16 protein-coding genes are annotated in these 19,075 nt (G+C 49.9%); all 16 read right to left on the minus strand.

Annotation, left to right across the window (positions count from 1 at the left end; genetic code table 11):
- Positions 1–91: 91 nt before the first annotated feature.
- Positions 92–1,051: an acetyl-CoA carboxylase carboxyl transferase subunit alpha gene (gene accA, locus DT73_RS06715; protein WP_036105984.1), complete on the minus strand. Its 960-nt coding sequence runs from the start codon at positions 1,049–1,051 to the stop codon at positions 92–94.
- 12 nt (positions 1,052–1,063) lie between these two features.
- The gene (gene dnaE / locus DT73_RS06720) at positions 1,064–4,546 is read right to left on the minus strand and encodes a DNA polymerase III subunit alpha (RefSeq protein WP_036105986.1); all 3,483 of its coding nucleotides are present in this window, start codon (positions 4,544–4,546) and stop codon (positions 1,064–1,066) included.
- A 40-nt stretch (positions 4,547–4,586) separates the two neighbouring features.
- Positions 4,587–5,180 carry a ribonuclease HII gene (rnhB, locus tag DT73_RS06725; RefSeq protein WP_036105989.1) on the minus strand — a complete coding sequence of 198 codons (594 nt, stop codon included), beginning with the start codon at positions 5,178–5,180 and terminating at the stop codon, positions 4,587–4,589.
- Entirely contained in the window at positions 5,177–6,325 is a 1,149-nt protein-coding gene (lpxB, locus tag DT73_RS06730) for a lipid-A-disaccharide synthase (protein WP_036105992.1), read from the minus strand. Before lpxB ends, rnhB begins: the two co-directional genes overlap by 4 nt.
- On the minus strand, positions 6,326–7,114 hold the full coding sequence (gene lpxA / locus DT73_RS06735) for an acyl-ACP--UDP-N-acetylglucosamine O-acyltransferase (protein WP_036105995.1): 789 nt from the start codon (positions 7,112–7,114) through the stop codon (positions 6,326–6,328).
- Between the two features lie 3 nt (positions 7,115–7,117).
- Complete coding sequence (fabZ, locus tag DT73_RS06740) at positions 7,118–7,573, minus strand: 3-hydroxyacyl-ACP dehydratase FabZ (RefSeq protein WP_036105996.1); 456 nt, start codon at positions 7,571–7,573, stop codon at positions 7,118–7,120.
- A 113-nt stretch (positions 7,574–7,686) separates the two neighbouring features.
- Entirely contained in the window at positions 7,687–8,712 is a 1,026-nt protein-coding gene (gene lpxD / locus DT73_RS06745) for a UDP-3-O-(3-hydroxymyristoyl)glucosamine N-acyltransferase (RefSeq protein ID WP_036105998.1), read from the minus strand.
- Positions 8,713–8,717: 5 nt separating this feature from the next.
- The gene (gene skp, locus DT73_RS06750) at positions 8,718–9,212 is read right to left on the minus strand and encodes a molecular chaperone Skp (RefSeq protein WP_036106000.1); all 495 of its coding nucleotides are present in this window, start codon (positions 9,210–9,212) and stop codon (positions 8,718–8,720) included.
- Positions 9,213–9,331: 119 nt separating this feature from the next.
- Complete coding sequence (gene bamA / locus DT73_RS06755; protein ID WP_036106002.1) at positions 9,332–11,737, minus strand: outer membrane protein assembly factor BamA; 2,406 nt, start codon at positions 11,735–11,737, stop codon at positions 9,332–9,334.
- A 33-nt stretch (positions 11,738–11,770) separates the two neighbouring features.
- Positions 11,771–13,129 carry a sigma E protease regulator RseP gene (gene rseP, locus DT73_RS06760; protein WP_036106005.1) on the minus strand — a complete coding sequence of 453 codons (1,359 nt, stop codon included), beginning with the start codon at positions 13,127–13,129 and terminating at the stop codon, positions 11,771–11,773.
- 11 nt (positions 13,130–13,140) lie between these two features.
- The gene (cdsA, locus tag DT73_RS06765) at positions 13,141–13,998 is read right to left on the minus strand and encodes a phosphatidate cytidylyltransferase (protein WP_036106009.1); all 858 of its coding nucleotides are present in this window, start codon (positions 13,996–13,998) and stop codon (positions 13,141–13,143) included.
- Between the two features lie 12 nt (positions 13,999–14,010).
- On the minus strand, positions 14,011–14,769 hold the full coding sequence (gene ispU, locus DT73_RS06770; RefSeq protein WP_036106013.1) for a (2E,6E)-farnesyl-diphosphate-specific ditrans,polycis-undecaprenyl-diphosphate synthase: 759 nt from the start codon (positions 14,767–14,769) through the stop codon (positions 14,011–14,013).
- Between the two features lie 183 nt (positions 14,770–14,952).
- Positions 14,953–16,158 (minus strand): 1-deoxy-D-xylulose-5-phosphate reductoisomerase, encoded by a 1,206-nt coding sequence (gene ispC, locus DT73_RS06775; RefSeq protein WP_036106856.1) that lies wholly within the window; start codon positions 16,156–16,158, stop codon positions 14,953–14,955.
- A 253-nt stretch (positions 16,159–16,411) separates the two neighbouring features.
- The gene (frr, locus tag DT73_RS06780) at positions 16,412–16,969 is read right to left on the minus strand and encodes a ribosome recycling factor (protein ID WP_036106016.1); all 558 of its coding nucleotides are present in this window, start codon (positions 16,967–16,969) and stop codon (positions 16,412–16,414) included.
- Between the two features lie 171 nt (positions 16,970–17,140).
- Positions 17,141–17,866, minus strand: coding sequence for a UMP kinase (gene pyrH, locus DT73_RS06785; protein ID WP_036106019.1), 726 nt, complete (start codon positions 17,864–17,866; stop codon positions 17,141–17,143).
- 257 nt (positions 17,867–18,123) lie between these two features.
- Complete coding sequence (gene tsf / locus DT73_RS06790) at positions 18,124–18,975, minus strand: translation elongation factor Ts (protein ID WP_036106021.1); 852 nt, start codon at positions 18,973–18,975, stop codon at positions 18,124–18,126.
- Positions 18,976–19,075 lie beyond the last annotated feature (100 nt).

Consider the following 19,075-nt stretch of genomic DNA (forward strand, 5'->3'; position numbering starts at 1 on the left):
TTTGCTTATTCCTTTGTGTAAGCATAACCAGGCTGCCTGATTCCTGAAACGAAAAAGGGCCGCTAAGCGGCCCTTTAAGACAAACGGTTAATTAAGCGTAACCGTAGGTCATCAAACGCTGATAACGACGGTCGAGTAACTCATCTTTGCTTAACACGTCTAAATCAGCAAGATCAGCAATCAGTTGCGCTTTCAGTGATTCCGCCATGGTTTCAGGGTTACGGTGAGCCCCGCCCAAAGGTTCGGCAACCACACTGTCTATCAGTTTCAGTTCTTTAAGACGTGGTGCGGTAATCCCCATCGCCTCTGCAGCCAGTGGGGCTTTATCCGCACTTTTCCACAGAATCGAGGCACAACCTTCCGGTGAAATCACAGAATAGGTGCTGTATTGCAACATGTTGACTTTATCGCCAACACCAATTGCCAGTGCGCCGCCTGAACCACCTTCACCAATGACTGTGCAGATAACAGGCACTTTCAGGCGAGACATTTCGCGCAGGTTACGGGCAATCGCTTCAGACTGCCCACGCTCTTCTGCCCCCACACCAGGATAAGCACCGGGTGTGTCAATGAAGGTAATAATGGGCATATTGAAGCGCTCAGCCATTTCCATCAGGCGCAATGCTTTGCGGTAACCTTCAGGTGCCGGCATACCAAAGTTACGGCGGATCTTCTCTTTGGTTTCACGGCCTTTCTGGTGACCAATAATCATCACCGGGCGGCCATCTAAACGCGCAATACCACCGACAATCGCTTTGTCGTCAGCATAAGCACGGTCACCGGCCAGCTCATCAAACTCATCGAACGCCAGGCGAACATAATCCAGAGTATAAGGACGCAGAGGATGACGGGCGAGCTGTGCAATTTGCCAGGCCCCCAAATCAGCGAAGATTTTACGCGTCAGTTCCACGCTTTTTTCGCGCAAACGGTGAACTTCTTCGTCGATATTTATATCCAGTTTTTCATCCTGACGGCCTACGCTGGTCAAGGAATCGATTTTCGCTTCCAGCTCTGCAATAGGCTGTTCAAAATCAAGGAAATTCAGACTCATAATATTCCTGTTTTAGTCAAACTCCAGTTCCACCTGCTCCGAGCCAATAAGGCCACGTAAATCGTTAAGTAAACGATCACTCGGAGATACACGCCACGTTGCCCCAAAGCGTAACCGCGCACGTGCGTCCGCCCTCTGATAATAGAGATGTACCGGAATGGTCCCCGAACGGTGGGGTTCCAGTGACTGGCGGAGACGGTTTAAAAGCTGGTCATCAATTTGCCTGTCCGTCAGCGAGATAGCAAGCCCACGTGCATATTTTTCCCGGGCTTCGTCAATATCTATGACTTCGCGGGCGGTCATTTTAAGCCCCCCGCTGAAGTCATCAAAGCTGACCTGTCCGCTGACGATCAAAATACGGTCTTTTTCCAGCAATTGCTGGTATTTGTCCAGAGCATCGGTAAATAACATCACTTCCAGGCGACCAGAACGGTCATCCAGAGTACAAATACCAATACGGTTGCCTCGCTTGGTGACCATAACCCGCGCAGCAAGCACCAAACCTGCAGCAGTGGTAACTTTACCACGCTCGGTCGGGTGCATATCTTTCAGGCGCATCCCTCCAACATACCGCTCAATTTCTTTCAGATACTGATTAATTGGGTGCCCGGTAAGGTATAGCCCAAGGGTTTCACGCTCGCCATCCAGAACAACCTGTTCAGGCCAGGGTGTTACACTGGCATAAGACTGCTCCACCTGCTCAGGCTCTTCCGCCAGTACACCAAACATATCTGCCTGGCCAATGGCTTCAGCTTTGGCATGCTGGTCTGCAGCTTTAAGAGCATCGGCGAGAGAGTTCATCAGCGCAGCCCGGTGTGGGCCCAGCCGGTCGAACGCCCCCGACATAATCAGTTTCTCCAGCACTCGCCGGTTTAACTTCTTAGTATCGGTACGGGCGCACAAGTCGAACAACTCGCGGAAATAGCCCCCTTCATTGCGCGCTTCAATAATGGCTTCAATCGGGCCTTCACCCACACCCTTGATAGCGCCAATGCCATACACAATTTCCCCGTCATTATTCACATGGAAGTGATAAAGACCAGAGTTTATATCTGGTGGCAGAATTTTGAGCCCCATCCGCCAGCATTCATCCACCAGCCCGACAATTTTATCGGTATTGTCCATATCAGCTGTCATCACTGCCGCCATAAACTCAGCGGGATAATGAGCCTTGAGCCAGAGCGTCTGATACGACACCAGTGCATAAGCCGCGGAGTGTGACTTGTTAAACCCATAACCGGCGAATTTCTCCACCAGGTCAAAGATTTTCATTGCCAGTTCGCCGTCAACGCCATTCTTTTTTGCACCGTCTTCGAAGGTACCGCGTTGTTTGGCCATTTCTTCTGGTTTTTTCTTACCCATGGCACGCCGCAGCATATCTGCGCCGCCCAGGGTATACCCAGAGAGAACCTGCGCTATCTGCATCACCTGTTCCTGATACAGGATGATGCCATAAGTCGGTTCAAGAACTGGCTTCAGGCTTTCATGTTGCCACTGAACATCAGGATAGGATATTTCTTCCCTGCCGTGTTTACGGTCAATGAAGTTATCCACCATGCCGGACTGCAGCGGCCCGGGCCGGAACAGTGCCACCAGGGCTATCATGTCTTCGAAGCAGTCAGGCTGCAGGCGCTTAATCAGATCTTTCATACCACGGGATTCCAACTGGAATACCGCAGTTGTTTCTGAGCGCTGCAGCATATCGAAACTTTTTTTATCATCAAGCGGAATCGCCGCAATATCTAATGGCGGCAGGCCTTCACGCTCCCGGCGGGCGTTGATCATTTCCATCGCCCAGTTGATGATGGTCAGTGTGCGTAAGCCCAGGAAGTCGAACTTCACCAGGCCGGCATATTCAACATCGCTTTTATCAAACTGCGTAACCGGGTGACCACCCAGTTCATCACAATATAATGGTGCAAAATCGGTAATTTTGGTGGGTGAAATGACCACGCCACCCGCATGTTTCCCGGCATTACGTGTGACACCTTCCAGCTTACGTGCCATATCAATCAGCGCACGAACTTCTTCATCCGCTTCATAAATTTCTGGTAGCTGGGGTTCTGCCTCGAATGCTTTGGCGAGGGTCATCCCCGGGTCTGGTGGAACCAGTTTCGAAATACGGTCCACGAAGCCATACGGGTGCCCAAGCACACGGCCAACATCGCGAATAACCGCTTTGGCTGCCATGGTACCGAATGTGATTATCTGCGAAACCGCATCACGCCCGTACATGTCCGCAACGTGGTCAATGACCCGGTCACGCTTTTCCATACAAAAATCGACGTCGAAGTCAGGCATGGAAACACGTTCTGGGTTGAGAAAACGTTCAAACAGCAAATCCAGCGCCAGAGGGTCGAGGTCGGTAATCTTCAGTGAATATGCCACCAGTGAGCCCGCACCTGAACCACGGCCAGGGCCAACGGGAACGCCGTTATCTTTCGACCACTGGATAAACTCCATTACTATCAGGAAGTAACCCGGGAACCCCATTTGGTTGATAACCTTGAGTTCTGTTTCCAGGCGTTCATCATAAGGAGGCCGGAGTTTCTGGCGCTCTTCTTCATCCGGGAACAAGAAAGCAAGGCGCTCTTCAAGACCTTCGTGAGATTTTTTAACCAGGAAGTCCTCAGTGGACATATCACCGGTTGGGAACTGAGGCAGGAAATATTCGCCAAGGCGCACCGTGACATTGCAGCGCTTCGCAATTTCTACGCTGTTTTCCAGCGCTTCCGGAATATCGGCGAACAACTCGCACATTTCGTCTTCACTACGCATGTACTGCTGCGAAGAATAGAGGCGCGGGCGTTTGGGGTCATCGAGTGTAAAACCATCATGAATGGCGACACGAATCTCATGGGCATCAAAGTCTGATGCTTCCAGGAAACGGACATCATTGGTTGCGACAACAGGCAAACCATGCTGCTCTGCAAGCTTCACAGCTGCATGCAAATAGCTTTCTTCATCGGGGCGACCAGTGCGAATCAATTCAAGGTAGAACCGGTCCGGAAAATGCTGTTTCCAGAAAGCCAGGCTCTGCTCAACCTGAACATCATTACCGCGCAGTATCGCTTTGCCCACCTCTCCCATGCGCCCACCGGAAAGGATAATCAGCCCTTCACTCAACTCAACCAGCCACTCGCGGTCAATCCACGGGCCTGCATCACCATAACCACGCTGGTAAGCATGAGAAATAAGCAATGTCAGGTTTTGATAACCGGTATTGTTGACAGCCAGCACTGTCAGTTGCGTCATTTCATCGCCACTGATCTCACTGGTCATTTGCAGGTCAGCGCCAACAATAGGCTTCATGCCAACGCCATGCGCGCCACCATAAAATTTCACCAGACCACACAGGTTGGTGAAATCCGTAATGGCCATTGCAGGCATGTTGAGTGACGCAGCTTTTTTGACCAACGGCCCGACTTTCGCCAGGCCATCAATCATCGAGTAATCACTGTGTATCCGTAAGTGGACAAAACGTGGTTCAGCCATCTCTTTATCCGGTTAATGGTCTCAATGGGCAGGCCGTGTTTCAGGCCAGACCCAGAGCCCTTTTGACTGGGGCAAAACTGCGGCGATGATGCTCTGTCGCACCCAGGGCCGCCAATTTTTCAAGGTGATAAGCTGTCGGGTAGCCTTTATGTTGAGCAAACCCATATTCTGGATATTGTAAGTCCAGTTCGACCATTTCTTTATCGCGGGTTACTTTTGCCAGAATGGAAGCGGCACTGATTTCCGCCACCAGGCTGTCACCTTTGACGACTGCCATTGAAGGCACAGGCAATACCGGGCAACGGTTACCGTCTATCAATACATACTCAGGTGAAATGCTCAAACCGGCTACAGCACGCTGCATCGCAAGCATGGTGGCATGAAGAATATTTAGCGAGTCTATTTCTGCTGGTTCAGCACGACCGAGGCTCCAGGCAAGAGCCTTATCAACAATCTCGTCGTACAGTGACAAGCGGCGCTTTTCAGATAATTTTTTCGAATCCGCCAGTCCTGATATTGGGCGGGCGGGATCGAGGATAACAGCGGCGGTCACCACTGCCCCAACGAGTGGGCCCCGACCCACTTCATCAACCCCCGCCACTCTGTGTGTATGCGGGTAGATAAATTCACTCATTGAACTAACTCCAGTACAGCCTGTGCTGCCTGCTCATCCGCATTGCACCGGATTTGCTCATGTAATGCCCGGAAGGTGTCATGCAAATGCTTACTCTCATCGCCACCTTCCAGCATGGGAATTAATGCCTGCGCCAGTTTTTCTGGCTGGCATTCATCCTGCAGTAATTCCGGCACCAGCTCGCGCCCGGCCAGCAAATTAGGCAGCGAGACATACTGTGTTTTCACCAGGCGTTTGGCCAGCCAGAAAGTGAACGGTTTCATGCGATACCCGACAACCATTGGGCATTTTGCCAGCATGCATTCCAGTGCAGCAGTACCTGAGGCCAGTAATGCGGCATCACTGGCGACCATGGCTTCGCGTGCCTGCCCGTCCAGTAAATGGAGCGGAAAATCAGGAGCAACGCGCTGTTTAATCTCTTCAAACTCAGCGCGGCGTTTAGCATTAACCAGCGGCACGACAACTTCAAGATTAGGCCAACGCTTACGAAGTAACTGCGCTGTAGCAATAAAATCAGCACTCAGCATTGATACTTCGGCATGACGGCTTCCTGGCAATAACGCCAGGCACCGCGCTTGCGGATCCAGACCCAATGTTTTACGCGCAGCCAGCTTATCCGGGTCTAACGGCATCGCATCCGCCATTGTGTGCCCAATAAACCGGCATGGCACCGAGTAACGGTCATAAAAGGCTTTTTCAAATGGCAGAAACGCCAGAACGATATCTGTTGCCCGCCCTATTTTGAATACACGCTTTTGCCGCCATGCCCACACTGAAGGGCTGACATAATGAACGGTGCGTATTCCACGCTGTTTGAGGCGCTCTTCCAGTGTGAGATTGAAATCTGGTGCATCGATACCCACAAACACATCTGGCCTGAGTTCACTGAAACGCCGGGTCAGGTCGGCACGGACATGAAGCAGGCGCGGTAAACGCCCTAATACTTCAACGATGCCCATAACGGCCAGCTCTTCCATTTCATACCAAACTTCACAGCCTTCGGCCTGCATGCGTGGCCCTGCGACCCCAACAAAGCGGGCATCAGGGTGCCGGGCTTTTAAAGCTTTTATCAGACCTGCACCAAGAATATCGCCGGAGGTTTCCCCGGCGACCATGGCAATAGTGAGGGGACGAGCGGGTTTCATTTAACGAATTAAACCACGTGTCGAGCGTTCAAAGAACTCGGTGAATAATGCAACTTCAGGAATTTTAGCTGCCAGTTCAGTAATTTCTGGCTTCACTTCTTCCAGAGTTTTACCACTACGATACAGTAGCTTGTACGCATTGCGAATTGCCGTAATTGCTTCACGGCTGAAGCCGCGGCGTTTCAGGCCTTCAATATTCACACCAAATGGAGTTGCATGGTTCCCCTGCGCTATCACATACGGTGGTACGTCCTGAGCAACACCAGAACAACCACCGACCATGACGTGAGCGCCAATAATGCAGAATTGGTGCACAGCCGTCATCCCGCCAATAATCGCGAAATCATCAACGGAAACATGCCCGGCAAGTGTTGCATTATTTGCAAGGATACAGCGATTTCCCACAGTGCAATCATGCGCAATATGCGCATTGATCATCAACAGGTTATCGCTGCCCACCTTAGTTAATCCCCCACCCTGTGCTGTTCCACGGTGAATAGTGACACTTTCACGAATGCGATTGCGATCACCAATTTCCACACGCGTTGGTTCACCTGCGTATTTAAGGTCCTGATTCACTTCGCCAATTGAAGCAAACTGGTAAATCTCATTGTCACAGCCAATCTTCGTATGACCGTTAACAACAACATGGGATTTCAGAACCGTACCAGAACCAATTTCCACATGGGGGCCGACAATACAAAAGGGACCAATGTGAGCACCGGCACCAATAACAGCACCGTCTTCAACAATGGCAGTAGGATGAATAAAGGCGGTTTTATCAATCACGTATTATGCCTCCCGGCTCCGTGCACACATCATTGTGGCTTCGCAAACCACTTTGCCGTCAACCAGAGCCACGCCTTTAAAGCGGGTCAGTCCACGACGTGTTTTCTCGAAAGTCACTTCCATGACCATCTGGTCTCCAGGTACGACTGGGCGTTTGAAACGTGCTTCATCAATACCTGCAAAATAGTAAAGCTCACCGGGCTCCAGTTTACCAACGCTTTTAAATGCCAAAATACCCGTTGCCTGCGCCATCGCTTCCAGGATCAGCACACCTGGAAAAATCGGTTTACCGGGGAAATGTCCCTGGAAAAACGGCTCATTGACGGAAACGTTTTTCACGGCACGGAGAAAATGGCCTTCTTCAAAATCCAGCACACGGTCTACCAGCAAAAAAGGAAAACGATGCGGCAGTAACTCTAAAATCTCTTCAATGTGCAGAGTATGAGTGTCAGTAGTCAAAATACTCTTCCTGTTCAATATACTAAAAAGCAATAATAACACGGCCTGCGGCAACCTAAATAGATCGCTTGCAGGCCGATAATCGGGCAACATCCGTGTCAGCGCGGGTGACGTCAGTCTTGTTGATTAACTTTGCGCTCGATGGCTTTAAGACGTTTTGTCAGGTCATCGATATTCATCACCAACGCAGCTGTTTTGCGCCAGACTTTATTGGGTTGCAAAGGAATACCAGACGAATACACGCCAGGCTCAGTAATAGGACGCATAACCATCCCCATACCTGTTACTGTGACCTTATCGCAAATTTCCATGTGGCCGTTGATAACACTGGCACCACCAATCATACAGTAGCGACCAATTTTCAGGCTACCAGCCATTATCACACCACCCGCAACTGCGGTATTGTCGCCAATCACAACGTTATGTGCAATCTGGCACTGGTTATCAATAATGACACCCTGGCCAATCACTGTATCGTCAAGAGCGCCACGGTCTATGGTGGTACATGCACCAATCTCAACGTTATCGCCGATAATTACGCGGCCAAGCTGAGGAATTTTGATCCAGTTGCCGCGTTCATTCGCGTAACCGAAACCGTCAGAACCAATCACAGTGCCGGACTGGATAAGGCAGGACTGGCCAATCTGAATTTCATGGTAAACCGTAACATTGGCCCACAAACGTGTGCCAGCGCCAATATGGGTGTTCTTGCCCACAAAACAGCCAGCACCAATGACTACGTTATCACCCAGTTCAACGCCTGACTCAATAACCGCGTTTGCGCCAATTGCCACATTTTCGCCTAATTTCGCGGTGGCATCGACAACAGCACTTGGGGCAATATTTTTTGCAGGTTGCGGCGTTGTATCCAGAATTTGAGCCATACGCGCATAAGTCACATAAGGGTTTTTCACCACCAATGCGGCACTTTTTGCGTAAGGTAAATCATCCGGTGTCATCACAACAGCAGAAGCCAGGCATTGGGCCAGGTGCTCGCGATAACGTGGATTAACCATAAAGGTTATTTGGCCTTCCCCGGCAGATTGCATCGATGCCACACCGGTGATGACGATGTCGCCATCACCGTGTAACTCGGCATCCAATTGCTGGGCTAAATCAGCCAGTCGAATTGAAGGCATGAGACTTATTTAACCTGTTTCAGAACATCTGCAGTGATATCTTTAACGTCACTGCTGGTATAAGCAACAGTGTTGGCGTCCAGCACTACATCGTAACCTTCATCAGCAGCCACTTTTTTCACTGCGGATTCAATACGAGTAACCAGTTTGCCACGTTCTTCATTTGAACGACGGGCACGATCCTGTTCAAAAGACTGAGCTTTGCTCTGGAAGTCTTCACGTTTTGCCATAAGATCTTTTTCCAGCTTGCTACGGTCGCTGGCTTTCATGGTTGAACCATCACGTTGCAGACGTTGCATTTGGGATTGCAGGCTGTTTTCCATGCTTTGCAATTCACTGGCGCGGCCTTTGAACTCATTTTCAAGAGATTTAGAAACACCTGAGCTCTGCGCAACTTGCTGGAACAAGTTCCCCATGTTGACTACAGCGATTTTATCTGCTGCCTGAGCAGATGCAGCCATGACCAGACCCAAACCTGCTGCAACTAACCACTTTTTCACAATAAAACTCCTTACCGTCCCAAATATACCCGAAGGTACGCTTTTGCCAGCCAGTAGTCACCAAAAATGAACTGACTGGCTGAGCTTTGCACTACGAGGCCATCCCGGGCCCGAAACAATTACCAGGTTTTACCAATGTTAAACTGGAACTGCTCCGCTTTGTCTCCATCATATTTCTTAAATGGCTGCGCATAAGAAAAGACCAGTGGGCCTAATGGAGACATCCATTGTAAGGACACACCCGCAGACATACGGATATTAGTTGGATCACTATAGTCAGGGATACCTAACGCACGCATCTCTGCGGTATCTTTCCAGTGCGTATCCCAGACACTACCTGCATCAACAAACAGCGACGTACGCAGTGAGTTAGCATATTTCTCACTAACAAATGGAGTTGGCGTGATCAGCTCAAGGCTTGCCACACCCATAGCGTTACCACCCACTGCATCATTTGAGCTACAAACTGCAGCGGAGCTACAGTTATCCTGGCTCGGGCCATAATAAACTGCTTTAGGACCGATGTTGTTAGACTGGAAGCCACGCACAGTGCTTGAACCACCCGCGTAGAAGTTTTCATAGAATGGCATCTCTTTGCCACCCAACCCGTCACCATAACCCCAACGAGTACGGCCTAACAGTACCCAGGTGTGGTCATCGTTAATCGGCAGATAACTTTGTGTATCCAGCGTAACTTTGTAGAACTCGTTGTCAGAACCAGGAATAGTTACTTTACCATTCAGGTTAACGCGCGTACCTGAAGTTGGGAAGAAACCACGGTCAAGGCGGTTATATGTCCAGCCATAGTTAAAGGTGAAATCGTCCGCACTGTAGTCGTTATCAGTGGAGGTCATGTCAGCTTTCTGGCCAACAGAATCCAGATAACGCCACATCGCCACCTGAGGCTGCATATTTGACAAGTCGTTGTGCACATAGCCTAAACCCGCACGCAACGTATTGTATTCGTTGATGGGGAAGCCCAGCGTGCCGTCCAGACCATAACTTTTGTTGGTATAGTCAGACAGGTCTGCGTCATCAGCTTTGAAGTCGTTATAGAAAATACGACCACCGAGGCTGACACCGTCGACCGTGAAATACGGGTTAGTGACAGAAAGTTCAGAGTAGGTCTGGTAATCGTTCTTGGTACCGTTGATACCCACTGAATAGCCAGTACCTAACCAGTTATCCTGTTGCACACCGACCTGGAAGCTGACGCCGCTTTCTGTACCGTAACCGACACCAAAGTTGAAGCTACCGGTATTACGCTCTTTAACTTTGTACACTACGTCAACTTCGTCCGGGTTACCCGGTACACGTTGTGTATCCGTATCTACCGTTTCGAAATAGCCAAGGCGGTTCAGGCGCTCTTTACCTTGTTCAACTAAATCACTGCCCAGCCACGCACCTTCCATCTGACGCATTTCACGGCGTAACACAGAATCTTTGGTGATATCGTTGCCTTCAAAACGAACACGGCGAACATAGAAACGGTTGCCCGCATCCACATTGATATTCAGCTTAACGGTTTTATTCGCATCATCAATTTCGGGTACTGTCTGTACGCGCGGATACGCATAGCCGTATTTACCCAAGAGTTTTTTGATGTCGTCTTCCATCTTCGTCACTTTCGTGCCGTTATAGAGTTCGCCTGGCTCAATCTTAGTCAGCGCTTCGATTTCAGCGGAGTGACCTGCCAGGTTACCGCGAACGGTTACGCCCGAAAGCTTGTACTGATCGCCTTCAGTGATATTGATGGTGATATAAATGCCTTTCTTGTCTGGCGTGAGGCTGACCTGAGTTGAATCAATATTGAAACGCGCATAACCATGATCAAGGTAGAAACTGCGCAAGGTTTCCAGGTCACCAGACAGTTTTTGTTTCTGGTATTTTTGGTCAGCAACAACGTTCCACCACGGCACTTCATCGCGTAACTGGAACCGGGATACAAGGCTGTCCGTACTGTAAGCATGGTTGCCAACAATATTGATCTGCTGAATTTTGGCAGATACCCCTTCCTGGAAAACCAGTTTCAGGTCAACACGGTTACGTGGAAGTGGCGTGACTACAGCTTTCACGCTGGCACTGTATTTACCAACGCTATAGTAGAAATCTTCCAGCCCCTTTTCGATATCAGACAGTGTTGTCCGGTCCAGCGCTTCGCCGACACGCACACCTGAAGCTTCAAGGTTCTGCTTGAGCATGTCGTCTTTCACTGACTTATTACCGGCAAACGTGATGCTGGCAATCGTCGGGCGCTCTTTGACCTGAACTAACAAAGAATCGCCGTCACGCAGAACACGAACATCTTCAAAGTTACCGGTGGCGAACAGTGAACGGATTGTATTACTGATATCCTCGTCAGTGACGGTGTCCCCTGGACGCACCGGCATACTGAGAAGGGCCGCACCAACGGCGACTCGCTGCAGGCCTTCGAAATGAATATCCTTCACTACGAAACCGTCTGCGCCGTATACGGTAGCGCTGCTAAACAGCAGCGACGCTATGAGCAACTTTTTTATCGCCATCGTTATTATGCGTTCTTCCTAACCTGAGTCTCTCTATAACCGAGAGAAATCATTAAAAAGTGCAAGCCCCATTAACAGCATCAGTAGAACAGAACCAACCCGATAACTGAGGTCTTGAACTCGCTCGGAAACCGGTGCGCCTTTAAGCTTTTCAATAGCCAGAAACAGCAAGTGTCCCCCATCCAGCACAGGAAGAGGAAACAGGTTGATTATCCCAAGATTCACACTGATGAGAGCAAGAAACATCAGGTAATAGATCAACCCAAACTCTGCTGACATTCCGGCACCCTGAGCAATAGAAATGGGTCCACTCAGGTTGTTCAGCTTAACGTCACCGATTACTAATTTGCCCAACATGTCGACCGTGAGCTTCATCAATTGCCATGTTTTCCCCGTGGCTTCAATGACTGCGGCAAACGGCCCATACTGGCGCACTGTCTTATACTCATCAGGCAAAGGAATAACGTGCGGCACTACACCCGCGAAACCCTCAGCCTGTTTAGTTCTACTGTTCTCTTTCACCGCTGGTATCAGTGTAAGAGAAAGCAAATTTCCTTTGCGTTCTACATCCAGCCGCAGTGGTTTACCAGGGTTATCCCGCACCTGATTGACAAAATCTGACCACTGTTCCAATGGCTGACCATCGACTTTAACGATCCTGTCCCTTGCTTGCAAACCTGCATTGCTCGCGGCTGAATGAGGTTGGACCTCAGCAAGTACTGGTTCAACTTGTGGTGATACCGGTAAAAAACCAAGAGAAAGAACAGGATCCTGTTTGTCTGGTTCAAAGTGCCACTGGCGTAAATCCAGTGTGACATCACGCTGTTTATCTGTACCGAAAGGTGCCACACGCAGCGTCGTGCTGCTATCACCAATCTTACTGATAAGCGCGAGACGAACGGCATCCCAGTCAGGCGTTTCGATACCATCTACCGCTTTTAGTTCCGTACCGGGTGAAATTTGTGCCTGCGCTGCAATTGAATCTGGCGTAACGCCACTCACAACCGGATAGACACTGGGGATACCAATAATGAAGACCATCCAGTAGGCAAAGATGGCAAAAATGAAGTTAGCAACCGGGCCTGCCGCAATTATTGCGGCACGCTGAGCGATGGTTTTGTTATTGAAAGCCTGGTGACGCTGTTCAGGCGCAACAGGTTCAATGCGCTCATCCAGCATTTTGACATATCCCCCCAGGGGGATAAGTGCGATGACAAACTCAGTACCCTGTTTATCTGTCCGTTTCCACAATGCCTTGCCGAAACCAATAGAAAAACGGTCAACACGGACTCCACAACGCCGCGCAACCCAAAAATGGCCGAACTCGTGCACCGTAATTAAAACCCCGAGTGCAACGATAAAAGCAGCCAGATTCCAGAGTATGCTGAGCATAAAACCTTCCGTTAAATCGTCCTGAAGACTAACAACAAGAGACAGGCAAAAACAGGAACTGCGGCTGTCAAACTGTCGATACGGTCGAGAATACCGCCATGCCCGGGAATCAACGAACCACTGTCTTTGATACCCGCTTCACGTTTAAACATACTTTCTGTTAAATCACCCAACACTGATGCCAGTGCGGCGATAACAGAACAAGTTAACAGAGTAACCGGCGCAACGTCTAAATGGGCCAGTGCGCCAAATACCCACGCAATAACAGCGGATGTCAGCAAACCACCAATAAACCCTTGCCATGTTTTCCCCGGAGACACTTTCGGTGCCAGCTTATGCTTGCCAAACAGTTTGCCAAACATGTAAGCCCCTGAATCTGCACCCCACACCAGGAACATGACATACAACAACCATACAGACCCGGCATAATGGTTGTCATCATAATGCCAGGAACGCAGAACTACCATGCCCCAAAAAAACGGCACAATGGTGGCAACGCCAAAGCACAGGCGTAAGATGTGTGAACGCTGCCAGAAAGTGGCAGAAGCCGGGTAAGTTAATACCAGCAGCAGTGCGACACACCACCAGCCCAGGGCAAGCCACAGCCAACCCTCAATCAAAGGAATACGCGCATTATGGCGATATTCGGGCAACAGAAACAACATCAGGGCTAAAAGCAAGCCACATAATACCGCCAGCCAGACACGTTGAGAGCGGCTCTTAAAGCCACTCAATTGCCCCCACTCCCAGGCGGCAAGCATGCACACGACCAGCGTCACAATGGCAAACCCTGCGGGCGGCAGCCAGAATAACGCAGCAATGACGACCGGTATTAAAATAAATGCGGAAATCAGGCGATACTTCAGCAAAAGCAACCCCCATCAGGCTTTTTCGCCATCCGGTGCTGTACCGCCATAACGACGTTCCCTGCTCGCAAAGGCATTGAGTGCACCTTCAAAATCTTGTTCATCGAAATCAGGCCAAAGCACTTCGGTAAAGTAAAGTTCAGCATAGGCTATCTGCCAGAGCAAAAAATTACTGATCCGGTGTTCTCCACCTGTCCTAATCACTAAATCCACGGGTGACAACTCATTCATACAAACCTGTTGCCCCAGCATGTCTTCATCAATTTGCTCAGGGAGAACTTCGCCTGACTGAACGCGCGCAGCAAGCGCTTTCACTCCCTGAATGATATCCCAGCGCCCGCCATAGTTGGCGGCGATATTCAGCGTCAGCCCAGTATTCTGAGCAGTTAACGCCTCCGCTTTTCTGATCCGTTCCTGTAACCGCGCATTAAAACGGCTGGTATCACCAATAACCCGCAAACGGACATTGTTGCGGTGCAGGTTTTTCACCTCACTGTCCAGCGCCCAGATGAACAGTTCCATTAAAGCACTGACTTCTTGTGCCGGACGGTTCCAGTTTTCGCTACTGAACGCATACAGTGTTAATGCATCCAGGCCGTTATTCGCGGCAAACGTTACAGCCCTGCGAACCGATTTGGCACCGGCTTTATGGCCAAAGGCCCTCATTTTACCCTGACGTTTCGCCCAGCGCCCGTTACCATCCATAATGATGGCGACATGACGGGCACCATGTTCAGGCAAACTTTCGCTTAATGGTTGGTTAGCAGACAACATAACGCGTTTTATTCCCTAATCGGATTAAGCGGTTCTCAGGAATACTGATGCCTTTACGTAAAAAAGCCGTGCTCAATCACGGCTTACCCGATAAAAAAACAAACTCAGACATTTATCGGGTGGCGCAGACTATATCACCTCAGCCTGATGCTCACAAATGGCACGGAATTTAGCGCGTGAATATTACCCACGCCAGCCCCCAATATGGCTAACCTGTTTACTTGCCAGTTCACGAGCACCTGCATCGACATCCAGCACTTCATCAACTGATAATGGCTCCCTGGCATTCAGCTTATCCAGCACTGCGCTGTTAACCTGGGCAATATCCGTAAAACGAATACGATTCGCCAGAAATGCCGCTACTGCAACCTCATTGGCTGCATTCAGTGCAGTTGTCGCAGCCTGGCCTTGCTGAGAGGCATCAATTGCCAGGCGCAGACAAGGATAGCGTGAATAATCTGGCTGGCTGAAAGTCAGTTGGCTCAGACGGCAAAAATCGAGTGGTTTCACGCCAGCGTTAACACGGCCAGGCCACCCCATTGTATGGGCAATGGGTGTACGCATATCAGGTTCGCCCAGTTGTGCCAGCACGCTACCATCACGGTAACGCACCATTGAATGAATCACCGACTGAGGGTGAATCAGAACTTCCATTTGCTGTGCTGAGGCATTAAAAAGCCAGCGGGCTTCAATATACTCGAGTCCCTTGTTCATCATTGTGGCCGAATCGACTGAAATCTTACGCCCCATTGACCAGTTAGGATGATGGCAAGCCTGTTCAGGCGTCATCATTTCAAGGTCGCTCAGCGCTGTTTCACGAAAAGGCCCACCAGATCCAGTGAGAAGAATGGATGACACTCCATACTCTTCCAGTTCAGCGTATCCCAGATTTTGTTGGATTGGTTCCGGTAAACTCTGAAAAATAGCATTATGTTCGCTGTCCACAGGTAACAATTGCGCGCCATATTGCTTCACCGCATTCATGAAAAGACGCCCACAGGTGACCAGCGACTCTTTGTTGGCAAGCAAAATTTGCTTACCTGCTTTTATTGCGGCAAGGGTTGGCAGCAGGCCTGCAGCCCCAACAATAGCGGCCATCACCTGGTCAACGCCATCCAGTGCCGCCATTTCGCATGCAGCCTGCGGGCCGGACAGCACCTCTGTTTTGATGCCTGCATCCCGCAATTGCTGGCGCAAAGCACGGGCACTCTCCTCATCATTCATCACAGCGAAACGCGGGTTAAATTCCAGACATTGCTCAACCATGCGCGTGACATTTTTGCCAGCGACAAGCGCGGTAACAGAAAATTGCTGAGGATTATGGCGGATGACATCGAGGGTGCTACTACCCACTGACCCGGTGGACCCGAGAATAGTCAATTGCTTCATGCGTTGCCTGTTGTAGAACTGAGTGACCAGGCACATCGTTACCTGATTCGCTCCTGACTGCAGCACACCTGCAGTACCCTCTCTTTCAGCACACAGGCTGAACAGAGAAAATCACTGAATTGCCCTAAAACGATGCTGGCTGATACGCCAGATTGCCTGGTGGCAAAGGCAGTCAGTGCCCAGAAACTAAGCACTACTGACAAAAAAGCCGTGAGTCAGACACGGCTTTTTCTTGCAGCGCTAAGTCATTCAATCAGAACTGCATCAGTTCTGCTTCTTTATCTGCCAGCGCTGCGTCAACTTTCTTGATTGCTGCATCAGTCAGTTTCTGAACATCATCCTGAGAACGACGATCGTCATCTTCACTGATTTCTTTTTCTTTCAGCAAAGCCTTAACTTTATCGTTAGCGTCACGACGTACGTTACGCACCGCAACACGCGCCTGTTCAGCTTCGCCACGCACGACTTTGATCAAGTCTTTACGGCGTTCTTCAGTCAGTGGCGGCAGTGGCACACGAATAACACTCCCGGCGGAGTTCGGGTTCAGACCCAGGTCTGAAGCCATGATCGCTTTTTCTACTGCCGGACCCATGGTGCGGTCAAATACAGTCAGCGCCAGGGTACGGGAATCTTCTGCAACCACGTTTGCCAGTTGGCGCAATGGGGTTGGCGTACCATAGTATTCCACCATGATACCGTCCAGCAGGCTGGGAGATGCACGGCCTGTGCGGACTTTGCTGATTTGATTTTTAAATGCTTCAACGCATTTTTCCATACGCACTTCAGCATCTTTTCTGATGTCGTTAATCACGTTACGAATCCTTGAAAACTGGTTGTCAGGCAGACCACACTTCTGTTTCCTCCCACACTTACTGTGGTTGACCTAAGTATAGTCTCGTGAAATTCATGGCACCCGTATGGCTGCCTGTCGTCAAACTAACTTTTCTGGACTGAATGGTACCCTATTCCGGCCCTGGGAACATTAGTCTGTAATCAAAGTGCCTTCTTTTTCACCCATAACCACCCGACGCAGTGCGCCCGGCTTGTTCATATTGAAAACACGGATGGGTAATTTGTGATCGCGCGCAAGTGTAAATGCGGCCAGGTCCATCACTTTCAGTTCTCTGTCGAGAACGTCGTGATAAGACAATTGTTCATAAAGCGTTGCGGAAGGGTCTTTAACCGGGTCAGCAGAAAACACACCATCAACTTTCGTTGCTTTCAGTACTACATCGGCTTCAATTTCAATGCCACGCAGACATGCTGCTGAGTCAGTAGTAAAGAAAGGATTACCAGTACCCGCGGAAAAAATAACGACACGGTTATTACGCAACAAGCTGATTGCTTCTGCCCAGCTATAGTTATCACACACGCCATTAAGCGGAATAGCTGACATCAAACGTGCATTCACATAAGCACGATGCAAAGCGTCACGCATAGCCAGGCCATTCATTACTGTCGCCAGCATGCCCATATGGTCACCGACCACACGGTTCATCCCAGCCTGAGCAAGGCCGGCACCGCGGAATAAATTACCGCCGCCGATGACTACCCCGACCTGGATCCCCAGTTCAACCAATTCTTTGATCTCCTGAGCCATACGATCCAGTATGCTCGCGTCAATACCGAAGCCTTCCGCTCCTTGCAGTGCTTCCCCACTCAATTTGAGCAGAATGCGCTTGTAGACAGGTTTTGCGTTGGTAGCCATGTTTCTTTCCTGGGACAGTAAACAAATGGAATGGATAATCTGGTGACAATATTTGTCATATTTCAGGACGGCGGACATCAGAGCAGGCCGATTTTTGCAGGCCACCTCAATGTTCTGGTATTTCGCCGGACAAGTGCCATCCTGTTGTCATGCTTTCCCCTGCCGGTTGCAGGCATTATCACATTTTTTTAGGGTGGCTTAGTTCTGAAAATGACAGATACAAAAAAGGAGCCGCCCTAAGACGGCTCCTTCCGGCATTACGAGTTTTTGGACATTGCTGCAACTTCAGCAGCGAAGTCAACTTCCGCTTTTTCAATGCCTTCACCCACTTCAAAGCGGATGAAACCTGTTACGTCAGCATTGTGCTCTTTCAGCAACTGACCAACAGTTTTGCTCGGATCCATTACGAAGTTCTGACCAGTCAGAGAGATCTCACCGGTGAACTTACGCATACGGCCTTCAACCATTTTTTCAGCGATTTCACGCGGTTTGCCAGACTGCATGGCAATATCCAGCTGGATTTGGTGTTCGTGGCTTACTACGTCAGCCGGTACATCTTCCGGTTTAACGTATTCTGGTTTGCTGGCAGCGACGTGCATGGCTATGTGTTTAACCAGTTCGTCATCCGCACCAGTCGCAGCAACCATAACACCGATACGCGCACCGTGCAGGTAAGAACCCAGAACATCACCTTCGATAACAGAAACACGACGGATGTTGATGTTTTCACCAATTTTAGCAACCAGTGCAGTACGCTGTTCTTCGAACTGCGCTTTCAGAACTTCAACATCGGAAACACGGCCAGCCAGAGCTGCTGCCAGAACTTCTTCGCCGAATGCTTTAAAGCCAGCATCTTTAGCAACGAAGTCAGTTTCGCAGTTCAGTTCCAGAACGAGACCAAATTTGCCATCGATAGCAGTCAGGATAACGCCTTCAGCAGCAACACGGCCTGCTTTTTTAGCGGCTTTTGCCTGACCAGATTTACGCATGTTATCGATTGCCAGTTCGATGTCGCCATTAGCTTCGACCAGCGCTTTTTTACATTCCATCATGCCTGCGCCAGTACGTTCGCGCAGCTCTTTTACCAGAGAAGCGGTAATTTCTGCCATTTTCTAATCCTCGGTTATCTCGTGCGGGGAGATATACCCTGCATGTTGAAGCCACACCCGGCACCTGTAACAAGTGCTTTCAGATGTGTTTTACCACACC

The organism is Mangrovibacter sp. MFB070 (assembly GCF_000705335.1).
In the GTDB taxonomy this organism is placed as follows: Bacteria; Pseudomonadota; Gammaproteobacteria; order Enterobacterales; family Enterobacteriaceae; genus Mangrovibacter; species Mangrovibacter plantisponsor.